Annotated in this window: 21 protein-coding genes; 10 read left to right on the plus strand and 11 right to left on the minus strand. The window is 71.6% G+C overall.

The window, feature by feature from the left end; genetic code table 11:
- Positions 1–28 precede the first annotated feature (28 nt).
- Positions 29–442, minus strand: coding sequence for a TlpA family protein disulfide reductase (locus ABKA17_RS39775; RefSeq protein WP_353697273.1), 414 nt, complete (start codon positions 440–442; stop codon positions 29–31).
- Positions 443–518: 76 nt separating this feature from the next.
- On the opposite strand from ABKA17_RS39775, the gene ABKA17_RS39780 reads away from it, so the two are divergent.
- The 3 genes from ABKA17_RS39780 (at position 519) to ABKA17_RS39790 (ending at position 3,018) form a co-directional block, all read left to right on the plus strand.
- On the plus strand, positions 519–935 hold the full coding sequence (locus ABKA17_RS39780; protein ID WP_353697274.1) for a DUF4395 domain-containing protein: 417 nt from the start codon (positions 519–521) through the stop codon (positions 933–935).
- A gap of 189 nt (positions 936–1,124) precedes the next feature.
- Positions 1,125–1,853 carry a lysophospholipid acyltransferase family protein gene (locus tag ABKA17_RS39785; RefSeq protein ID WP_353697275.1) on the plus strand — a complete coding sequence of 243 codons (729 nt, stop codon included), beginning with the start codon at positions 1,125–1,127 and terminating at the stop codon, positions 1,851–1,853.
- A 142-nt stretch (positions 1,854–1,995) separates the two neighbouring features.
- On the plus strand, positions 1,996–3,018 hold the full coding sequence (locus ABKA17_RS39790) for a hypothetical protein (RefSeq protein WP_353697276.1): 1,023 nt from the start codon (positions 1,996–1,998) through the stop codon (positions 3,016–3,018).
- Between the two features lie 6 nt (positions 3,019–3,024).
- On the opposite strand, the gene ABKA17_RS39795 is transcribed toward ABKA17_RS39790, so the two are convergent.
- The 3 genes from ABKA17_RS39795 to ABKA17_RS39805 are packed head-to-tail and all read right to left on the minus strand — an operon-like array spanning position 3,025 to position 5,554.
- Entirely contained in the window at positions 3,025–4,221 is a 1,197-nt protein-coding gene (locus tag ABKA17_RS39795; protein WP_353697277.1) for a hypothetical protein, read from the minus strand.
- 26 nt (positions 4,222–4,247) lie between these two features.
- Positions 4,248–4,952, minus strand: coding sequence for a B3/B4 domain-containing protein (locus tag ABKA17_RS39800; RefSeq protein ID WP_353697278.1), 705 nt, complete (start codon positions 4,950–4,952; stop codon positions 4,248–4,250).
- Between the two features lie 8 nt (positions 4,953–4,960).
- Entirely contained in the window at positions 4,961–5,554 is a 594-nt protein-coding gene (locus ABKA17_RS39805) for a transglutaminase domain-containing protein (protein ID WP_353697279.1), read from the minus strand.
- A 189-nt stretch (positions 5,555–5,743) separates the two neighbouring features.
- Between ABKA17_RS39805 and ABKA17_RS39810 the strand changes: the two genes are divergently transcribed.
- Positions 5,744–7,108 (plus strand): hypothetical protein, encoded by a 1,365-nt coding sequence (locus tag ABKA17_RS39810; RefSeq protein WP_353697280.1) that lies wholly within the window; start codon positions 5,744–5,746, stop codon positions 7,106–7,108.
- 79 nt (positions 7,109–7,187) lie between these two features.
- On the opposite strand, the gene ABKA17_RS39815 is transcribed toward ABKA17_RS39810, so the two are convergent.
- The 3 genes from ABKA17_RS39815 to ABKA17_RS39825 are packed head-to-tail and all read right to left on the minus strand — an operon-like array spanning position 7,188 to position 10,452.
- Positions 7,188–8,258, minus strand: coding sequence for a threonine aldolase family protein (locus tag ABKA17_RS39815; protein WP_353697281.1), 1,071 nt, complete (start codon positions 8,256–8,258; stop codon positions 7,188–7,190).
- Positions 8,255–9,004 carry an SDR family NAD(P)-dependent oxidoreductase gene (locus tag ABKA17_RS39820; RefSeq protein WP_353697282.1) on the minus strand — a complete coding sequence of 250 codons (750 nt, stop codon included), beginning with the start codon at positions 9,002–9,004 and terminating at the stop codon, positions 8,255–8,257. The genes ABKA17_RS39815 and ABKA17_RS39820 overlap by 4 nt, the downstream gene beginning before the upstream one ends.
- A gap of 50 nt (positions 9,005–9,054) precedes the next feature.
- Positions 9,055–10,452 carry a DUF6421 family protein gene (locus ABKA17_RS39825; protein WP_353697283.1) on the minus strand — a complete coding sequence of 466 codons (1,398 nt, stop codon included), beginning with the start codon at positions 10,450–10,452 and terminating at the stop codon, positions 9,055–9,057.
- A gap of 381 nt (positions 10,453–10,833) precedes the next feature.
- Here ABKA17_RS39825 and ABKA17_RS39830 point away from each other — a divergent pair, with 381 nt between their 5' ends.
- Positions 10,834–11,517 (plus strand): glycerophosphodiester phosphodiesterase, encoded by a 684-nt coding sequence (locus ABKA17_RS39830; RefSeq protein WP_353697284.1) that lies wholly within the window; start codon positions 10,834–10,836, stop codon positions 11,515–11,517.
- Between the two features lie 15 nt (positions 11,518–11,532).
- Here the strand turns inward: ABKA17_RS39830 and ABKA17_RS39835 are convergent, their stop codons facing one another.
- Positions 11,533–12,063 (minus strand): GNAT family N-acetyltransferase, encoded by a 531-nt coding sequence (locus ABKA17_RS39835; RefSeq protein WP_353697285.1) that lies wholly within the window; start codon positions 12,061–12,063, stop codon positions 11,533–11,535.
- A gap of 69 nt (positions 12,064–12,132) precedes the next feature.
- Between ABKA17_RS39835 and ABKA17_RS39840 the strand changes: the two genes are divergently transcribed.
- Positions 12,133–12,525, plus strand: coding sequence for a VOC family protein (locus ABKA17_RS39840; RefSeq protein ID WP_353697286.1), 393 nt, complete (start codon positions 12,133–12,135; stop codon positions 12,523–12,525).
- Here the strand turns inward: ABKA17_RS39840 and ABKA17_RS39845 are convergent.
- Complete coding sequence (locus ABKA17_RS39845) at positions 12,522–13,421, minus strand: GNAT family N-acetyltransferase (RefSeq protein ID WP_353697287.1); 900 nt, start codon at positions 13,419–13,421, stop codon at positions 12,522–12,524. The genes ABKA17_RS39840 and ABKA17_RS39845 overlap by 4 nt on opposite strands.
- Positions 13,422–13,597: 176 nt before the next feature.
- Here ABKA17_RS39845 and ABKA17_RS39850 point away from each other — a divergent pair, with 176 nt between their 5' ends.
- Both ABKA17_RS39850 and ABKA17_RS39855 read left to right on the plus strand, forming a co-directional pair.
- A complete protein-coding gene (locus ABKA17_RS39850) occupies positions 13,598–14,362 on the plus strand; it encodes a VOC family protein (RefSeq protein WP_353697288.1) in 765 nt (254 codons plus the stop codon).
- A gap of 88 nt (positions 14,363–14,450) precedes the next feature.
- Positions 14,451–15,503: an aldo/keto reductase gene (locus ABKA17_RS39855; protein ID WP_353697289.1), complete on the plus strand. Its 1,053-nt coding sequence runs from the start codon at positions 14,451–14,453 to the stop codon at positions 15,501–15,503.
- A gap of 226 nt (positions 15,504–15,729) precedes the next feature.
- Here ABKA17_RS39855 and ABKA17_RS39860 read toward each other — a convergent pair whose 3' ends face one another.
- Positions 15,730–16,266, minus strand: coding sequence for a MarR family winged helix-turn-helix transcriptional regulator (locus ABKA17_RS39860; RefSeq protein ID WP_353697290.1), 537 nt, complete (start codon positions 16,264–16,266; stop codon positions 15,730–15,732).
- A complete protein-coding gene (locus ABKA17_RS39865; protein ID WP_353697291.1) occupies positions 16,263–17,873 on the minus strand; it encodes an FUSC family protein in 1,611 nt (536 codons plus the stop codon). The genes ABKA17_RS39860 and ABKA17_RS39865 overlap by 4 nt, the downstream gene beginning before the upstream one ends.
- Before the next feature lie 177 nt (positions 17,874–18,050).
- Here ABKA17_RS39865 and ABKA17_RS39870 point away from each other — a divergent pair, with 177 nt between their 5' ends.
- Both ABKA17_RS39870 and ABKA17_RS39875 read left to right on the plus strand, forming a co-directional pair.
- The gene (locus tag ABKA17_RS39870; protein WP_353697292.1) at positions 18,051–18,581 is read left to right on the plus strand and encodes a DUF5134 domain-containing protein; all 531 of its coding nucleotides are present in this window, start codon (positions 18,051–18,053) and stop codon (positions 18,579–18,581) included.
- Between the two features lie 76 nt (positions 18,582–18,657).
- On the plus strand, positions 18,658–19,593 hold the full coding sequence (locus tag ABKA17_RS39875; RefSeq protein WP_353697293.1) for a M56 family metallopeptidase: 936 nt from the start codon (positions 18,658–18,660) through the stop codon (positions 19,591–19,593).
- The last annotated feature ends 41 nt before the right edge of the window (positions 19,594–19,634 follow it).

Here is a 19,634-nt window from a genome sequence, read left to right on the forward strand (position 1 = left end):
AGATGCCTCACCGTCCGCGCAACCGGTGTCAAACCGCCTCCCCCAGCGCCGCGATGACGTCCGCCTTGCGCGGCTGCCCGGTGGCGCGCCGCACCACACGGCCGTCGGCGTCCAGCACGAGCACGGTCGGCGTCTTGAGGATGTCGAGTTCGCGGACGAGGTCGAGGTGGGCCTCGGCGTCGATCTCGATGTGGGCCACTCCGGGCACCATCCCGACGACTTCGCCCAGCACCCGCTTGGTGGCCCGGCAGGGCGCGCAGAAGGCGCTGGAGAACTGGACGAGCGTGGCGCGCTCCCCCAACTCCCCGCCCAACTCGGCTGCGCCGAGCCGCTTGCCGTCGTCACGCCCGCGCACCCGTACTCTCCCGCTCCGCCGCTTGTGCAGCAGTCCATAGGCGCTCGCGACCGCGAGCACCACCACACACACCACAACTCCGGTCATCACTGGGCTCCAGCGTTCACGAGACTGCAAAGATTCCCGGCTCCACGCCGGGAACTCCATGCGGAATGCTTGATTCATGGACATCGACGTGAGGGGACCGCGCTTCGGCGCGGCCGTGACGACCCTAGTGCTGGCGGTCGTACTGATCACCGGCAGTGTGTGGCTCCTGGCCTGGCAGACACTGGCGTTCGCGCTGGGCGCGGCGGGCGGGGTGGGACGTTCGCCGTACGGCTGGCTGTTCCGCAAGGTCGTCCGTCCCCGGATCGGCCCGCCGACCGAGTTCGAGGCGCCTGAGCCACCGCGGTTCGCGCAGGCGGTCGGGCTCGTCTTCGCGGCGGTGGGGCTCGTCGGGTACGGGCTCGGGCCGGCGTGGCTGGGGCTCGCCGCGACCGGGGCGGCGCTCGCGGCCGCGTTCCTCAACTCCGCGTTCGGATACTGCCTGGGCTGCGAGATGTACCTGCTCGTACGGCGGGTGACGGTACGCGCGCAGTAAAGGCGGCGTAAAAGCCCGAGGTGGATCAAGCTGCCGACGTGACAAGGATCTCGCCGTTCACCGGCACCAGGACTGGCCCCCGGTCCGTTCTTGGGGCACGATCTGCGAGATGCCGTAAACCTACGGCGCCGTAACTTTCCCGCCGGGGGCCTCCTTTCCCAGGCAGAGAAGGAAGGGTCCACTCCGTCCATGGCAGAGCTTGTCTACCGTCCGGCCGTCGGCCTCGCCCTCACGCTGTTCAAGGCGTGGGACCTGAAGATCGACTGCAAGGGATCGGAGAACATCCCGCGCTCGGGCGGCGCCGTGTTGGTGAGCAACCACATCAGCTACCTGGACTTCATCTTCGACGGGCTGGCGGCGCTCCCGCAGAAACGTCTTGTTCGCTTCATGGCGAAGGAGTCGGTGTTCCGGCACAAGATCTCCGGTCCGTTGATGCGCGGGATGAAGCACATCCCCGTGGACCGCAAGCAGGGTGAGACGGCCTACCAGCACGCGCTGGACTCGCTGCGCTCGGGCGAAATCGTCGGCGTCTTCCCGGAAGCCACCATCTCGCAGTCGTTCACGCTGAAGAGCTTCAAGTCGGGTGCGGCGCGCATGGCCCAGGAGGCGGGCGTCCCGCTGATCCCGATGGCGGTGTGGGGCACGCAGCGGCTGTGGACCAAGGGCCACCCGCGCAACTTCAAGCGCAGCCACATCCCGATCACCATCCGGGTCGGCGAGGCGATCGAGGCGTCCAAGGACAAGTACGCGGGCGCCATCACCCGCCAGCTGCGTGAGAGCGTCCAGCAGATGCTGGAGGCCGCCCAGCGCGCCTACCCGGTCCGCCCCAAGGACGCCGACGACACCTGGTGGATGCCGGCCCACCTCGGCGGGACGGCCCCCACTCCGGAAGAGGTCAAGGCCGCCGAGGCGCGCTGAGCGCGACACGACCGAAGAGGTCGGGGCCGCGAGGCCCCGCCGAGCACCGTGTGTCCGCGAACCCGCCCCGCCTCGCGCCGCTCGCTCCGCCGCCGGATAGGGTCCCGCCCGTAAACGGGTGGACCTGCTACGGGGGCAAGGAATGCGGCGCTGGGTCAAGGTGTCGGTGTCGGCTGCGGTCGTGCTGGGGGTTGGCGGCTGGATCGCCGCTCCGTACGCGCAGGACTGGTGGCTGTTGCGCACGGCCTGCGACGGGGCGCTGCCCGTCGACGCGGTGCGTGAACTGGGGCGCAACGGCTCGCACTTCAAGGACGCGACGTCCGCCTCCCACGAAGTGCTGGGCGACTACGGCTGTTCCCTCGACTTCGAGGGAGACGAACTGCGCAGCGACCGGCTCCTGATGATGGAGGCGTACACCCGCCGGGACGATGTGGACCGGGAGTTGAAGACGGTCTTCCCCGAAACGGGGTTCGACGACATGGCGCCGATGCCGGACGGGCTGCCCGGCTTCATCGACCAGTTCGGCGCTCTTCAGTTCCTGGTGCCCTGTCCGGCCCTCGGCGAGGACGACGAAGGCCGGCAGCGCAGGATGTTGGTGCGCACCCAGCTGGGCCGGGACACCCTCTGGGGCACGCCCGCCGCCTACGAGACGGCGGTGACGCTCACCAACTCCGCGTCCGAGCGGCTGGGTTGCGGCGCCGAGCCGCTCAAGACGCCCGGCGGGGACGCCGCTCCGGTGAATCCGGAGGCCGATCCGAGGACGGTGTCCCTCGCCGAGTCCGCGGGCACGGCCTGCGGTTGGGCGTCCGAGACCGACCTGCTCGACAAGTCCCGGTGGCGCGTCGCGACGCTGATGAACGACGCGGGTCCGGTCGGGCGGTGCGACTTCTCCGCGCGGCACGCCGACTCCGGTGAGATGGAGACGCAGCTGTCGTTCGCCGCCTGGTACGGCGACTGGAGCAGCCGTCTGATCGCCGAGGAGGACCGCTGGCCCGCCGCCCGGACGGCGACGGCCCGCTGTGACGGCGAGGCGGCCACCTTCGCCCTCAGCGCCGCCAAGGACGCACCCGGCGTGAGCGAGGCCGAGAAGCGGAAGCTGCTCGCGGCCTTCGCCGAGGAGCAGGTGCGGCAGCGGGGCTGCTCGGACCTGCGCCTCGGCGGCTGACTGCGCTCACCTCGACATCCACAGCGCCCTGACGTACTGGTCGTCGATCAACTGCCGCAGCTCCGCCGCGCGTTCCCGAGGTACCTTCCGTGCCTCGGTCCAGGCGTCCAGCGTGGTGAACAGCTGGTGCCGTCCGTCCGTCAGGTCCCCGCGCACGGGTCCGGAGACCTCCCGCTCGGCGATGTCCCCGACCGGCGGCCGGCTGCTCTGCTGCTCCGTGGCCGCCCGGTAGGCGCCGCGCGTGTGCTGCCGTACCGCTTTGTCGAAGGCCGTGAGGTCGGGGATCTCCCCCTCCCTGGCGTAGCGCGCCCGGAGGTTCATCAGCGTGCCGACGCGGTCGGCGAGGTGGGCCAGGTCGATGTCGACCCAAGTGTCGGCGGACTCGGGGGCGCCGTCCTTGTCCGGCTCGGGGTGGTAGTCGGGGTCGGTGCCGGTCCGGGTGATGCGTTCGAGGTAGTACGCGAGGTACGCGCGCTGGGCGTCGTACAGGATGGCGAACGCCTCGGGGTCCTTGGCCAGTTCGGCCAGCAGGGCCTCCGGATTCGCGCGCACGGAGGAATACGGCTGGGAGTGCTCGAAGTCGGTGTGCGCCTCACCGGGGGCGAGGAAGCGGCCGTACGTCGTCCAGCCGGTGTCGTCCGGTGCGGCCGTCGTCGCGTCGACGGCCGGGGTGTAGGCCTCGTCGTCGTTGCTCAGGTAGCGGTTGGCGTCGACGATGTACTCGGCGAGCATGCGGGCGAGGGCGGGGGCCATGCCGGCGGGGACGTCGCGGTCGTCGAAGGCGGCGACGACGGCGTAGGCACTGCGTGCCTGGGCGAGGGTGTGGGGCTTGCCGTGGGCCGAGGCACGGGTGGCGGCCTCGACGACCTGACCGAGCACCTCGGCGCCGTCCCCGCACGGGTTCTCGTGGACCAGGAGGTCGCGTGCGGCGCCGAACAGGGTGAGTTCGTCGCCGGGGTCGAGGGCGCGGGTGGCGGCCGCCGGGTCCTTCGCGAGGGCGCGGGTGGACGCCGGTATCTCCTCGCACGGGGGTTCACCGCCCCCGGAGTCCGCGAGGACGATCGGCACGGCCGTGGCGGTCGTCAGCAGGGCCAGCGCCACGGCCGAGGTGAGCAGCCAGTGCTTCCTCAGCCGGGCGAGAGACCGCACGGGCCGCTCGTCGTCCGTGCTCGTACTGTCCTCGACTTCTCCCCCGTCACGCATGCCCGGAGATTAGCGAGCGCGACGGATCAGCCGCGCACCGGGTCGGCCTCACGCACCTCGATCCGCGCCCCCGGGCTGAACTTCTCGAGCAGTTCGGCGAGTTCGGCGGCCGCCGTCTCGACCTCGGGGACCGGCATCGGGGCGAGGCTCTCCAGCAGGAAGATGCCGGAGACGGTCTCCTCGGTGAGGCGGGTGCGCGGGCCCTGGCGCCAGTTCCAGCGGCGGCAGGTCACGCCCCGCTCGTCGCACCACACCACCTCGCCGGCGTCGGGGTGTTCGACGATCTCCTCGCCGCCGGAGACGGTGACGAAGTCCTCGTCGCCGCTCGCCCGCACCAGGCGCATACCGCCCTCGATGCGGTCGAGGTCCTCGCCGCCCACCGGGATCAGATGGGCGACGCTGATGGCGTTGTAGAGGTCGACGAGCAGGTTGATCCGGGGCAGTCCGCCGTCCGCCAAGGCCCTCTTGGCCAATGCCTCGGCCGAGTTGCGGGTGCGCGACGGCTTCGATCCGAACGCCGTGTAGACCTCGCGCCAGGCCGCCATGTGCGGGTCCTCGTGCGGGGCTCGCCCGTCCAGGCGGGCGGCGAGGCGGCGGGCCGCGTCGTCGAGGAGTGCCGAACCGGCGTCGGTGCTGGGTCCGTTGACCAGGCCGTGCGCCTCGATCGCGACGTGCGTGAAGCCGGGCGCGAGGGCGTGTACCTCGTCGGAGACGGACAGGGAGAAGGTCATCGGCTGCCTCAGAGTGCGGTGGGGAGCGTCTTCCAGAGGTACGGCCGGTCGGGGGCCGCCTGGAGTGCGCTCAGCACGGTCGGATGAGGTTCAGCATACAAGACTGGATAGTCCATCTCATTGGACTCCGCGTCCGGTACCCAGGCGAGCCGCTCGCCGTCGAGGGAGAACCGAGCGTCCACGCCCGGCTTGTTGCCGCGCGGATCCTGCCGGTGCCAGGCTCCGTTGAACCGCACCGCGACCAGCCCGTGCACGACGAACCCGCTCCCGTCGTCATGCTTGAGCCGCTGGTAGCACAGCGCCGTCGGGATGTCCTCGGCCCGCAGCAGCGCGGCCAACGCGTGCGCCTTGGCATGGCAGATGCCGGTGCCCTGTTCGAGCACGTCGGAGGCGCGCCAGGTGACGCGCGGGTCTCCCGAGTCCTGCGAGTGGGGGATGGCGTCCCGCACGAACTCATAGGCCGCTCGCGCATACTCATACGAGTCCGCCACACCTTCGGCGAGCCTCGCAGCCGTCTCGCGCACCAGCGAATGACGGTGGTCGATCACCTCTCCAGCAGCCAAGTAGGCGGAGAGGTCGGCGGTTTCCTGGATCATCTGCATGGCGCCAGAGCGTAGGCGGAGGGCCGCGGATGAGTCAATTATATTTCCGCCCCTCGCATATCTATGCATTCGATAGGTCGCCTCGCGTGCGCAGAACGGCTGAACATCGCCGCAACCCCACGGCCGTCTACAACCCGTCCCCCGCCCCGCGGGTCTCGACCCCCGACCGAACACCACAAGGGGGAACTCATGAAGCATCGTCTGCTCGGAGCCGCGGTCGCCGGGTGTGCCCTGGCCGCGGTCTCGGCCGGGCCCGTGCACGCCCAGTCCGACCAGCTGTGGATCGGCGCGCCGTCCGAGACCGTGCTGCCGGGACCGGACGCGGACGGCGGCACGAGCGAGCGCACCTTCGAGGTGCGGGTCAGTCACGACAACGTCGAGAACGACGTGCCGAGCGGTCGGCTGACCGTGGACGCGAGTGAGATCGCCTCCTTCGCGCAGGTGTCGTGGCCCGCCAACTGCGCACCCGAGGCGGCGGCCAGAGCGGTCTGTGACGTCCCGGCGATGCCCGCCGGCACGGACGGCGTCCCGGCCGCCCTGATCGGCCTGCGCGCCCTGCCGGACGCGGACCTCGACGACTCCGGGTCCGTGCGGTACTCGGCCGCCGCGGGGGATCTTTCGGCGCCCGAGGCGGAGACCCGGATCACCGTGGGCGACGGACCGGACCTCGGGCTCAGCCAGGCGCCGTGGCAGCGGGGGCTCACGCCCGGTACGAACCACACGGTCCGGGCGACCGTCGCCAACAACGGCAACCGGGCCGTGGAGCGGACGCTGCTGTGGGTCAACGCGTCGTACGGGCTGCGGTTCAAGGACCGGCACGCCAACTGCGAGTACCGCGACCACGCCACCGGCACGAGCGCGCTGTGCGTGCTGGACGAGAAAGTGGCTCCCGGGCAGCGGTACGACCTCGTGACCAGGCTCGGCGTCGGCCGCAAGGCGTTGTACGAGCGGTTCGACCACTCCGTCCTGCCCTACTCGGACGCGGCGTTCGAGGAGGCCCGCGGCGACGGGGAGTGGACCCGGGGAACGGGCCCGGAGCTGGATCTGCGGCCCGTGGCCGGGCAGCGGGCCGCGGCCGGGGAGGACGACCTCGATCTGTCGGACAACTACCGGACCGTCATCCTCGACGCCAAGAACTCCGCCGATCTCAAGCTCACCGGCAGCAGGGTGCGCGGGGCGGCCGGGGACACGGTCACCGCCCGTATGACCGTGTTCAACCGCGGTCCGGCCTGGGTGGCGTCCCTGGGCGCGGGCTCGCCGGTGGCCACGGTGCGGTTCCAGGCGCCGGTCGGCACCTCGGTCGTCGGACTGCCTGAGGACTGCTGGACCCTGCCGCCGTCCGAGGAGGGCCCCTCCGCGGAGACCTACTTCTGCTGGTCGCCGATCTACCTGCACGACAAGGCGTCGTTCACCGTGGACGTCCAGCTGCGGATCGACGAGGTGGTGCGCGGGGCGCGCGCCGTGGTCGAGACCGTCGAGGACGGTGAGCTGCCCATCGGGAAGTTCGACCCGAACCTGCGCAACAACGTGTCGGCGATCGTCGTCAACGGCTGACCGGCGCGCACAGCGGAAATCGCCCGGTACGGCGACCGGAAGGGCCCTTCGAGCAGGTGCACCCTTCCGGTCCGCCGTACTAGCCGGCCATCTCCTCCTTGAGGGCCGCGACGAACGCGTCCACGTCCTCCTCGGTGGTGTCGAACGCGCACATCCAGCGCACCACTCCGGCGGACTCGTCCCAGAAGTAGAACCGGAACCGCTTCTGGAGCCGGACGCTCACCTCGTGCGGGAGCTTGGCGAAGACGCCGTTGGCCTGCACCGGGTAGAGGATCTCCACGCCGTGCACGGCACGGACGCCCTCGGCGAGGCGCTGGGCCATCTCGTTGGAGTGGCGGGCGTTGCGCAGCCACAGGTCCTTGGCGAGCAGGGCCTCCAGTTGCACGGACACGAAGCGCATCTTGGAGGCGAGCTGCATGGACAGCTTGCGCAGATGCTTCATGTGGGAGACCGCGTCCTGGTTGATCACCACGACGGCCTCGCCGAACAGCGCGCCGTTCTTCGTCCCGCCGAGCGACAGGATGTCGACGCCGACCGCGTTGGTGAACGTCCGCATCGGGACGTCCAGCGAGGCGGCGGCGTTGGCTATCCGGGAGCCGTCCAGGTGCACCTTCATGCCGTGCGCGTGGGCGTGGTCGCAGATGGCGCGGATCTCGTCCGGCGTGTAGAGCGTGCCGAGCTCCGTGGACTGGGTGATCGAGACGACCTGCGGCATCGCGCGGTGCTCGTCGTCCCAGCCGTACGCCTGCCGGTCGACCAGCTCGGGCGTGAGCTTGCCGTCCGGCGTGGGCACGGTGAGCAGCTTGAGGCCGCCCATGCGCTCGGGGGCGCCGCCCTCGTCGACGTTGATGTGCGCGCTCTCGGCGCAGATCACCGCGCCCCAGCGGTCGGTGACCGCCTGGAGGGCGACCACGTTGGCGCCGGTGCCGTTGAAGACCGGGAAGGCCTCCGCCGTGGCGCCGAAGTGGCTGCGGATGATCGACTGGAGGTTCTCGGTGTAGTCGTCCTCGCCGTAGGCGACCTGGTGCCCCCCGTTGGCCAGGGCCAGGGCGGCGAGCACCTCCGGGTGGGTGCCGGCGTAGTTGTCGCTCGCGAAGCCCCGGCTGTCCGGGTCGTGATGACGCCGTGCGTCGGTCTTCGGTGGGTTCACGGCTTCTCGGTCAGCCACAGACGGTTTCCGTTCACTTCCCCGGCGGGCTGCTCCCAGACGTCGGCGATGGCCCGGGCGAGGTCCTTGACGTCCGTGAAGCCCGCGAACTTCGCGTTGGGTCGCTCGGCGCGCATCGCGTCGTGCACCAACGCCTTCACCACCAGGATGGTGGCGGCGGAGGTGAGCTCCGCACCCGCCCCCGCCTTGCGGAAGAAGTCGGCCATGGCGAGCGTCCAGGCCTCGGCGGCGGCCTTGGCGGCGGCGTACGCGGCGTTGCCCGCGGTGGGCTTCGTCGCGCCGGCCGCGCTGATCAGGACGTAGCGGCCGCGGTCGCTGCGCTGGAGCGCCTCGGAGAAGGCGAGGGAGGTGTGCTGCACGGTGCGGATGAGCAGCAGCTCCAGGAAGTCCCAGTCGTCGAGGCTGGTCTTGATGAAGGTCTCGCTGCCACGCCAGCCGCCGACGAGGTGGACCACGCCGTCGACCCGGCCGAACTCCTTCTCGATCCCGGCGGCCCAGTGCTTGGTGGACTCCAGGTCGAGCAGGTCGACCGGCTCCCCGGTGACCGTGGCGCCGCCGCCCGCGTCCCGGGCCGCGCTCACCGCCTCCGCGAGCCGCTCGGGGTCGTTGTCGGCGCCGACGACGGTCGCCCCGGCCTCGGCGAGCCGCAGCAGTGTCGCGCGGCCCGCGGGTCCGCCCGCGCCTGCCACCGCGATCACCGCACCGCTGAGAGCTCCGTTCCCCGCCATGTTCTTCGCCTCCTGAGCTTGCTGAGCAGTGTTCGAGATACCGCGGTCGCTCACGCGGCGACCTGCTCGGCGCTCTCCGCCCGGATGCCCTTGGTGCTGGCGATGACGCTCTTGAGCTTCTTGGAGAGGGCCTCATAGAACATGCTCAGCGGAAACTCGTCCGGAAGCACGTCATCGACGAGTTTCCGGGGCGGCTGGGACAGGTCCAGGGCGTCCGGACCCTTGGCCCAGCGGGAGCCGGGGTGCGGGGCGAGGTACCGCGAGACCAGGTCGTACGCGGCGAACCAGTGGACCAGCTTCGGGCGGTCGATGCCGGCCCGGTAGAGGTCCTCGATCTCGGCGCAGAGCTGGTTGGTGACCTGCGGGGCGCGCTGCCAGTCGATGTGCAGCTTGTTGTCGGTCCAGCGGACGACGTCGTGCTTGTGCAGGTAGGCGAAGAGCAGCTGGCCGCCGAGGCCGTCGTAGTTGCGGACCCGCTCGCCGGTGACCGGGAAGCGGAACATGCGGTCGAAGAGGACCGCGAACTGCACGTCACGGGCCTGCGAGACGCCTTCGGCCTCCAGCTTCACGGCCTCCTTGAAGGCGGTGAGGTCGCAGCGCAGCTCCTCCAGGCCGTACATCCAGAACGGCTGGCGCTGCTTGATCATGAAGGGGTCGAAGGGCAGGTCGCCGTGGCTGTGGGTGCGGTCGTGGACCATGTCCCACAGGACGAAGGCCTCCTCGCAGCGCGTCTGGTCGTGGACCATCGCGGCGATGTCCTCGGGCAGCTCCAGGCCGAGGATGCCGACGGCCGCGTCGGTGACCCGGCGGAAGCGGGCGGCCTCGCGGTCGCAGAAGATACCGCCCCAGGAGAATCGTTCCGGCGCCTCGCGCACGGCGATGGTCTCCGGGAAGAGCACGGCGGAGTTGGTGTCGTAGCCCGCCGTGAAGTCCTCGAACTTGATGCCGCAGAACAGCGGGTTGTCGTAGCGCGTGCGCTCCAGCTCGGCCAGCCAATCGGGCCACACCATGCGCAGCACGACCGCTTCGAGATTGCGGTCGGGGTTGCCGTTCTGCGTGTACATCGGGAAGACGACCAGGTGCTGGAGGCCGTCCGCACGACCCGCGGCGGGCTGGAAGGCCAGCAGCGAGTCGAGGAAGTCGGGCACCTCGAAACCGCCCTCGGCCCACCGGTTCAGGTCCTTGACCAGGGCCTCGTGGTAGGCGACGTCGTGCGGGAGCAGCGGGGACAGCTCCTCGACGGCTCCGACGACCTGCCGTACGACGGCCTCGGCGTCGGCGGCCTCGGGGGCGCCCTCCGCGGTGAAGTCGATCGACCCGTCCTTGGACTGCCAGGGCCGGATCCGCTCCACGGCATCCTTGAGCACGGGCCATGCCGGGTGCTCCACCACCCTGGCCACGGGAGGAACCCGCTCCTCCGTCGCCGCCTGCACAAGAATTTCCGTCATGTCCCATCCTCCACGGGAGAACCTCGCGTAAAGACACCGTATGTGTTCGCCCTTCCTCCCAGCAAGGGGAGGCTCCGGAAATTATCCTGCGCAGCCACATGGTCACGAAACTTTTTCCTGCCTGATGCCATGAGTGCCACCCGAGTGGGTATACGCGATCTCCCCGGGACTCCGGTTCGGTCAATGCCCGCGCAACTCGCCCACCCCAGGGTGACCGCCCGGAGCCGTACCGGGCAGGTCCGCCCCTGGTGTCACCCCGATCCCCCGTGTACGCGCGGGTTCATCACCGGCCGGGCGCACTAGGCTGCGGATCTGTCCGCGCGACCGTCCGCTCCGGTCCGCGCGGAGGCCGAGCCGCCGTCGACGGAAGCGAGTTGAACCTTGAACTTCCTTACCATCGGTCATCGCGGGGTCATGGGTCTCGAACCCGAGAACACCCTCCGCTCCTTCGTCGCCGCCCAGCAGGCCGGCCTCGACGTCATCGAACTCGACCTGCATCTGAGCAAGGACGGCGCCCTGGTCGTCATGCACGACACGGATGTGGACCGCACGACCGACGGATCCGGACCGATCGCCGAGAAGACCCTCGAGGAACTGCGCGCCCTGGACGCCGGCGGCGGGGAACGCGTCCCCGTCTTCGAGGAGGTCCTGGACGCGGTGCGGGCGCCGCTCCAGGCCGAGATCAAGGACCTCCAGGCAGCCAGGGCGCTGGCCGAGGTCATGCTCCGGCGGGACCTGGTCGCCCGCGTCGAGGTGTCCTCGTTCCACGACGAGGCGATCGCCGAGATCTCCCGTCTGGTGCCGGGCGTCCGGACCGCGCTGATCGGCAGCCGCTACGGCACCGACATCGTGGACCGCGCGGTCGAGGCCGGTGCCTCGACCGTCTGTCTGAACATCCGGCGGATCACCCTGGAGGTCGTCGAGCACGCCCGCAAGGCGGACCTGAAGATCATCGGCTGGGTGGTGAACACACAGGACCACCTGCGGCTCGTACGGGCCCTCCAGCTGGACGGCGCGACCACCGACTACCCGGAGATCAAGCGCACCGGCCGCTTCACCGCCTGACCTACTGCATGAACGTCACACCAGCGGCTTGACCAGCAGCTCGAACTCCAGGTCCGCGCGCTGCGGGATACCGAAGCGCTCGTCGCCGTACGGGAACGGGGTCATCCGGCCCGTACGGCGGTAGCCGCGCCGCTCGTACCAGGCGATGAGGTCCTCGCGTACGGAGATCACCGTCATCTGCATCTCCGTGGCGCCCCACTCCTCACGGACCGTGCGCTCGGCCTCGGCGATGATCACCTTGCCGAGGCCGGCGCCCTGGAGCTCGGGGCTGACCGCGAACATCCCGAAGTAGGCGTGGGTGCCCCGGTGTTCGAGCTGGCAGCAGGCGACCACCGCACCGTCGCGCTCGACGGTGAGCAGCCGGCTGTCGGGCGACTTGATGACCGCGATGACGCCCTCCGGATCGGTCCGCTGCCCCTGGAGGATGTCCGCCTCGGTGGTCCATCCCGTCCGGCTGGAGTCCCCGCGGTACGCCGACTCGATCAGCGCGACCAGGGTGTCCACGTCGGCGTCGGTCGCTTCACGGAAGGTCAGTCCAGCGGTCATGGGGGTGTCTCCGCTCTCGGGCACGGCACGGGCACGGACGAGCGTAACGCTCCCACTAGGCTCCGCCGCATGGTGCATGTACTGAGCGGCCGGACCCTCCTCCACCCCACCGACCCCGAGCGTTCCCGGACCTTCTACGGCGAGCAGCTGGGCCTCGCCGTCTACCGCGAGTTCGGCACGGGCCCCGAGCGCGGCACCGTGTACTTCCTCGGCGGTGGCTTCCTGGAGCTCTCCGGGCGCTCCGAGACGCCGCCGTCCCCGTCCGTGCGGCTGTGGATGCAGGTCCCGGACGTGACCGCCGCGCACGAGGAACTGGTGGCGAAGGGCGTCGCGATCGTGCGCGCGCCGGTGAAGGAGCCGTGGGGCCTGATCGAGATGTGGATCGCCGACCCGGACGGCACCCCGATCGTGCTGGTGGAGGTGCCGTCCGACCACCCGATCCGGTACCGGCCGGGAATCTAGGGCCGGTGCTCCCAGCCCCGGTCGGTGCGGGTGAGTTCCCGGAACCCGGCTGAGGTGAGGCGGTCGATCGCGGCCCGGTCCGCGGCCTCCTCGTAGGCGACGAGACGGTCCACGCCGCACAGGCGCAGCCAGTCGGCGGCCTGGGCGAGGAGCCAGCGGTCCCAGCCCTCGGCCTCGGTGCGCAGGTTGCCGAGGTCGGCGAGGCCCGCGGCCCGGATGTGGCGCTCGGGGCGAGCGAGTGCGGTGTCGACCTCGACGAAGCCCAGGGCGCGCGCACCGTCGTAGGCCGTGAAGCGGGTGCCGCACTCCCCCAGGCCTCGCTCGACGGTCACGCCGGGCCTGGGTTCGGGGGCCGGCAGGTCGGCGACGCGTGCGATCAGCACGACCTCGGTGTCCCCGAGGTGTCGGAAGCCCGCCCGCTCGTAGGCGGCCCGGATGTGCGGCCAGTTTCGGGGCAGGCCGTACACGACCGGCGCGGGCAGGGAGCCGTCGGCGTAGCGCACGCGGACGTCCCAGCGGGCCAGCCGGGCCAGACAGGCGGCCATCAGCAGGTCGGCGGCCTCGTCCGCGTCCGGCCAGAAGGACGCCCGCGGATGGCAGACGAACCAGTTGATCTCCCCCGCGTCCCGGTAGCTCTCGCCCACCTCGGCATCCGCGCGATAACGCAGCAGATGGGCGGCGGCGACCACGTACCGCCGCTGCTCGGCGACGAGGGTGACGCGCTCGGACACCCAGGGGTCGGTGATGAACTCGTCGGGCTGCCGTTCCAGGGCGCTCAGGACGGTGTTGGTGGAGACGGAGACGCCGGGCACGACCGCGGCGACATGGGCGTTGACGAGATCGGTGAGCTGGTCGCGGTCGTCGCGGCGGAACGGGCGCACCTCGAGGGCTGACATACGGGACCTCCGGGCCGTGGTGGTGAGCGGGGAGGCCGCCATGAGGTGCGGTACGCCGCCGAGGGTACGCGCGGCCGGGGGCTTGCGGCCAGAGCGCGACGCCGGATGGCAGGGGCGGGCGAGCGGAGCTAGCGTGCCAGAGGGGGCGCCCGCGTCGGCAGGAGGGCCGTGACGTCATGAAACTCGACAAGCCGGTGGCCGGCGGGCCCTGCTGGGCCGAGGTGGGAACCCCGGATCTGAAGGCGGCCGAGGGCTTCTACGGCGAGCTCTTCGGATGGCGCGCGGAGACGGACTCCCGTGCGGAGATGGGCGGCTACACGATCGCCCATGTCGGTCAGCTCCCGGTCGCCGGAATCGTTCCGTTGGGTGCGGAGCCGGCGCCGGTCACCTGGTTCGTGACCTTCGCCGTGGCGGACGTCGACGCCACGGTGGAGCGGATCAGGTCGGCCGGCGGCACGGTGGTGTTCGAACCGGGAGAGGTGCCGGGCATGGGGCGCTTCGCGTCCGTCGCCGATCCGCAGGGCGCCGGTTTCCATGTGTGGCAGGCCAGGGGCTTCGAGGGGGCGGGGCTGCTCAACGAGCCGGGCTCGCTGGGCTGGGTGGAGCTGATGAGCAGACAGCCCGACCGCTCGGTGGACTTCTACACCACGGTGTTCGGCTGGAGCGTCAACGCCTCGGAGCGCTACACGCAGTGGGGCCTGGACGGTGCCGACTTCGGCGGCATGGTGACGATGGACGACAAGTTCCCGCCCGAGGTGCCGCCGCACTGGCTCCCCTACTTCGCGGTGGCGGACGTGGACGCGAGCGCCACCACGGCGACGGAGGCGGGCGGCACGGTCCTGATGGATCCCACCACCGTGCGCGACAGCCTGCGCATCGCGGTGCTGCGGGATCCCCCGGGGGCGATGTTCGGGGTGTACCTGGCGGGTGCGGAGGTCTGACGGGCTTCCTGCTCGAAACGCGCTTGCGTTGAAGTGCGCTCCAGCTCATAGCGTCGTACGCACGAACCGTCCGGAGGGGGAACTGATCGTGCGTTACACACTGTTCGGCAGGACCGGTCTGCGCGTCAGCGAGCTGAGTCTCGGCGCGATGGTGATGGGAGAGGACTCGGGGGTCGGCTCCGACAAGGAGACCAGCGCCAAGCTGCTCGACGCCTACGCCGAGGCGGGCGGCAACTTCGTGGACACCGCCGACATCTACTCGGGCGGCGCCTCCGAGCGGATCCTCGGCGAACTGCTGGACGGGCGGCGCGAGGAATTCGTGCTGGCCAGCAAGTACACCTGCGGGACGCGCGCCGGGGACGTCAACGCGGCCGGCAACCACCGCAAGAACCTGGTGCGTTCGGTGGAGGCGAGCCTGGAGCGGCTGCGCACCGACCGGCTCGACGTGCTGTGGGTGCACGCCCGGGACAACTTCACCCCGGTCGAGGAGGTGATGCGGGCCCTCGACGACCTCGTGCGCACCGGCAAGGTGCTCTACATCGGTGTCTCGGACTGGCCCGCCTGGGAGATCGCGCAGGCCAACACGCTGGCGGAGCTGCGGGGTTGGACCGCGTTCGCCGGCTCCCAGCTGCGCTACAACCTCCTGGAGCGGACGCCGGAGCGTGAACTGCTGCCGCAGGCACGGGCGTTCGGCCAGGCAGTCTTGGCGTGGGCGCCGCTGGCCGCCGGGAAGCTGACCGGCAAGTACCGGCGCGGCGAGACGGGTCGGCTCGACTCCTCGGGCGAGAAGCCGAGCGCTCAGGAGGAGGAGGTCGTGACCGCCGTCCTGGAGATCGCCGAGCAGGGCGGCTGGAGCCCCGCCCAGGTGGCGCTGGCCTGGCTGCTCCAACGGCCCGGCAACGTCGTCCCGATCGTCGCGGCCACCAAGGAGCACCAGCTCGCCGACAACCTGGGCAGCGTGGACGTCCGCCTCGACGCCGACGCGGTCGCCCGCCTCGACGAGGCCAGCGCGGTGTCCCTCGGGTTCCCGCACGACTTCGTACGGGATCCGGCCGTGGTCAGGACGATCTACGGCGACCGTTGGACGGACATCGAAGACCGCCGCTCCGGATACCGCCGCACGGCGACCGAGGTGCTCTAGCTTCCGGGAAGGCGGGCGTCGGGCGAGCGGTGTGGCTGTTCGCCGTTGGAGTAGCGGTTCGTGAGCGCATGCGTCCGGCGCGGTCCGCCGTCACCGTCAGGGTGACGACGCTGGCGGGGCAACGGCCGATGCCGTCGACGGCCTTGCCGCCGGTGACGTGGGAGAACGCGGTCACCTTCACGGTTCCGGTCAGCCGGTCGAGCCGGAGTTCGTCCGAAAGGGCTGCTCAGGCGCGGAGCGCTCCGAGGCGGCCTTCCAGCTGTGTCAGCAACTCGCCCAGCAGCGAGGCGAGTTCGCCCTGTCCTCGGGCGTCCAGGACGGAGAGTACGGCGGTCTCGTACGCGAGTTGCTCGGGCAGGATGCCGTCGACGAGGTCGCGGCCGGCGTCCGTGAGGCGGAGGTGGGCGACCCGACGGTCGCGGGTGTCGACGCGGCGCTCGACCAGGCCGCGCTCGGTGAGCTGCTTGAGGCGCTTGGTGACGGCGGCGCCGGAGGAGAAGGTCTCACGGGCCAGTTCCCCGGGGGTGAGTTCGTGCCCGGTGCGGCGGAGCGCGCCGAGCAGGTCGAACTCGGGGCGGCTCAGGCCCGCCCGGCGCAGGGGGGCGTCCTCGGCCTGCTGGAGGAGGGCGGCGGAGCGGTTGATGCGGCCGATGATCTCCATGGGGCCGGTGTCGAGGCCGGGATGGACGGCCTGCCACTGCCGGACCACCGCCGCGACGGTGTCCGCCCTCGGGCCGCTCTCCCTGCCGCTCTGCGCCGTCATGGCCGTACGTCCTCCGTCGTCGCGCTGGTCTGGCGTCGTGTCGTCGCGGCGAGCGTACGGTGTCCGGACTGCTCGGCGAGCACGACCCGCTCCTGGGGCAGGGCACGTCCCCCCCACTCGCCGGACGCGGCGTCCATGGTGGCGCGCAGCTCGACGAGGGCGGCGGCCAGGGCGCGGCGGGCGGGCTCCAGAGCAGCCGGGTCGGGGTGCGGCTCGACGAGGAGGCGGGCGGTGCGCTCACGGGCGCGGTCGACGGCGGTCAGGGCGTGCTCGACACGGTCGCCCATGCGCCGGTCGGTGACGACGAGCGCGGCGGCGAAGCCGACCAGGGCGCCGACGAGGGTGTCGACGAGCCGTTCGGTGATCAGCCTGCCGGGCTCCTGGAAGCCGGTGAACTCGGTGATGAGCAGTGCCATCGGAGTCACACAGACGCTGCCGAGCCAGTAGTTGCGGCTGATCAGCGCCTCGGCCCCGAAGTTGAAGGCGAGGCAGGTGAGGACGAGGGCGGCCGGGCCGAGGTGGGCGAGCGGGACGACGGCGGCGAAGAGGAGGACACCGGCGAGGTTGCCGACGACGCGCTGGACGCCGCGGCTCCAGGTGAGGGTGAGGTTGGCCTGGTAGAGGGAGGCCGCAGTGACCAGGGCCCAGTAGGGGCGGCCCACGCCGAGGGCGAGGGAGGCGTATCCGGCGAGGGCGCAGCCGAGGGCGGTGCGCAGCGCGAGCGGGGCCAGCGGACCGAGGGCGCGCCACAACGGACGTGCCGGGACGGCGAGTTCGGCGTCGACGCCGAGCAGCTCGCCGTGGTCCTCGGTGCGCGGCACCGGCCCGTTGCCGCGCAGGGCGCGTGCCCAGGCCCGCAGCCGCTCCGGGTCGGTGTCGGCGGGGGCGGCGATCGCGACCTCGGCGCGTACGACGAGGCGGTCCAGGGCGCGGCGGGGCTCGGTGCGGGCACCGGCGGAGAGCAGCGTCTGCCAGGCGGCCTGGACGGCGGCCGCCGCGACGGCCCTGGCGCGGGGGTCGGTGGGCCGCTCGGCGTAGGCGGCGGCGGTGCGCAGGGCGTGGGCGGCGGCCCGGCGTTCCGGACCGTGCGGGCGGACCAGGCCGGGGGCCATGCCGATCAGCCAGGCCCAGGCGCCGGCCGCGACGGCGAGCGCCAGGTGGCCGGGGACCTGGGCGAGGGTCTGCGGGACGAACAGGGCGGCGGACGTGATGAAGGTGAAGATCACGTTGCCGGGCGGGCCGATACGGCTCGCGTCGCACAGCGCCTTCTGCGCCGCGGCCAGCAGGGCGCCTAAGGTGACCAGGGCGACGGCGCTGCCGGTGAGCGAGGCGGCGACGAGCGCGACACCGAGGCCGGCGACCATGCCGAGGACCACCCGCGCCAGGGTGCGGGCCCGGGCGGCGTACGGGAGGTTGTGCGCGTACAGCGCGCACAGCGAGCCGGCCATCGTGTACATCGCCAGGTCGAGGCGGCCGAGGGTCAGCAGGGTCAGGTTGGGCGGGGCGACCGCGAGGACCACGCTCAGGGCGGGCTTGAACCAGATGTCCGAGGGCCTGCCGACACGCAGGACACCGGCCAGGGGGAGACGGGGGGTCGCACGACTCATACCCATAAGATTAACAGGTGTTTTACTCGTAAAAGATATCGAGCGGTCTCTCCGCCGACCTGCCGACCGACCTGCCGTGCTCCGTCGAATGCTCCCCGTGTACACCCGTGCGCTCGCGTGCGCGCCACAGGGGCCGGGCATCGCATCCCTGACCGACCGTCGAGCGGGGAGGTGCGTGTGCACGGACCGGCTTCGCCCGGCTGGCTGCTGGTGGCGCTGTGCGCGGCGACCGGGGCCTACTGCCTGCTGCGGATGCGCAGCGGTGTCGAGGAGCAGCGCCGGACGGCGGGCGGCGAGGCGCTCATGGGCTTCGGCATGGCCGCGATGGCCGTACCCGCGGCGGTGTTCACTCCCCCGGCGTGGGCCTGGTCGGCCTACGCGGCGGTGTTCGGCACAGCCGCCCTGCGGGCCCTGTGGGCCGCGCGGACGAACGCCCACCATCTGCACCACCTGGTGGGAGCGTCGGCCATGGTCTACATGGCGCTCGTGATGGCCGCCTCGCCGGGACATCACGCGGGCTCCGGGATCCCCCTGCTGACGGGGGTGCTGCTGCTCTACTTCACGGGCTACGTCCTGCTGTCCGGCGTCCGCCTCGTGCCCGCGACCACCGGAGGAGCGGCCCTCGGGTGGGGCGACCGGCCGGAGTTGGCGCGGGCCTGCCGGCTGTCGATGGGGATCGCGATGGTGGCGATGCTGGCGACCCTGTGAACTCGGCCGTGTCCTGCGTCACTTTGCCACCACGGGTCGTACCCCTGGGCGGCAGGCCCCTCATAGGCTGCTCCCCATGATGGTCCCCGCGGCACTGCTGCTGCTCGGCGCGCTGACCGCCGTCGTCGCTCCCCGGCTGCTGGCCCGGGCCGACTGGGTGGACCGGGAACCGGTGGTCGCGCTGTGGGTGTGGCAGTGCGCGGTGGCGGCCGTACTGCTGTGCTGCGCCCTGTCGATGACACTCAGCGCGGCGGCGGCCTGGCAGGCGGTGCGCGGCCATCTCTTCGCCACGGCGCCGTCGGGGGTCGTGGAGGCGTACGCGCTCGGCGCGGGCGGTGCCTGGGCGGCGACGACCGCGGTGACGTTGGCGCTCGGCGGGGTGTGGACCGCGGCGATGCTGGTCCGTGAGGTTGTACGGGCGCGTGCGCGGCGTCGGCTGGGCCGGGCCGAACTCCTGGTGCGGGCCCCGCTGTTGCCCGGCGAGGAGCAGGGCAGCGGACGCCTCACGGTGCTGGAGGGCGAGCGGCCCGACGCCTGGTGGCTGCCCGGGTCGGCGCCCCAACTGGTCATCACCACGGCCGCGTTGCGCCGCCTGAAGGGGCGCCAGCTGGACGCCCTCCTCGCCCACGAGGAGGGGCACGCGCAGGCCCGGCACGACTGGCTGCTGCACTGCTCGGGCGCGCTGGCGGGCGGCTTTCCGCAGGTTCCGGTGTTCGCCGCGTTCCGTGCCGAGATGCACCGGCTCGTCGAACTCGCCGCGGACGACATGGCCTCGCGGCGCTTCGGACGGCTGACGACCGCGCTGGCGCTGGTGGAACTGAACGAGGACCGGGGTGTGTTCGGGCCCGGCCCGACCCCGCAGGCGCACGTCCCGCAGCGCGTGAACCGACTGCTCACTCCCCCGGACCGGCTCACGGCGGGACGACGGCTGCGCCTCACGGCGACGGCGGCGCTGGTGCCGGTGGTACCGGTACTGGTGGCGTTCGTGCCGGGGCTGCGCGCCCTCGGCTGACAGTCCTACGGTGCGGAATTCGCCTCCGACCCCACCCGTCG

Source organism: Streptomyces sp. RG80, assembly GCF_040446465.1.
Lineage (GTDB): Bacteria > Actinomycetota > Actinomycetes > Streptomycetales > Streptomycetaceae > Streptomyces.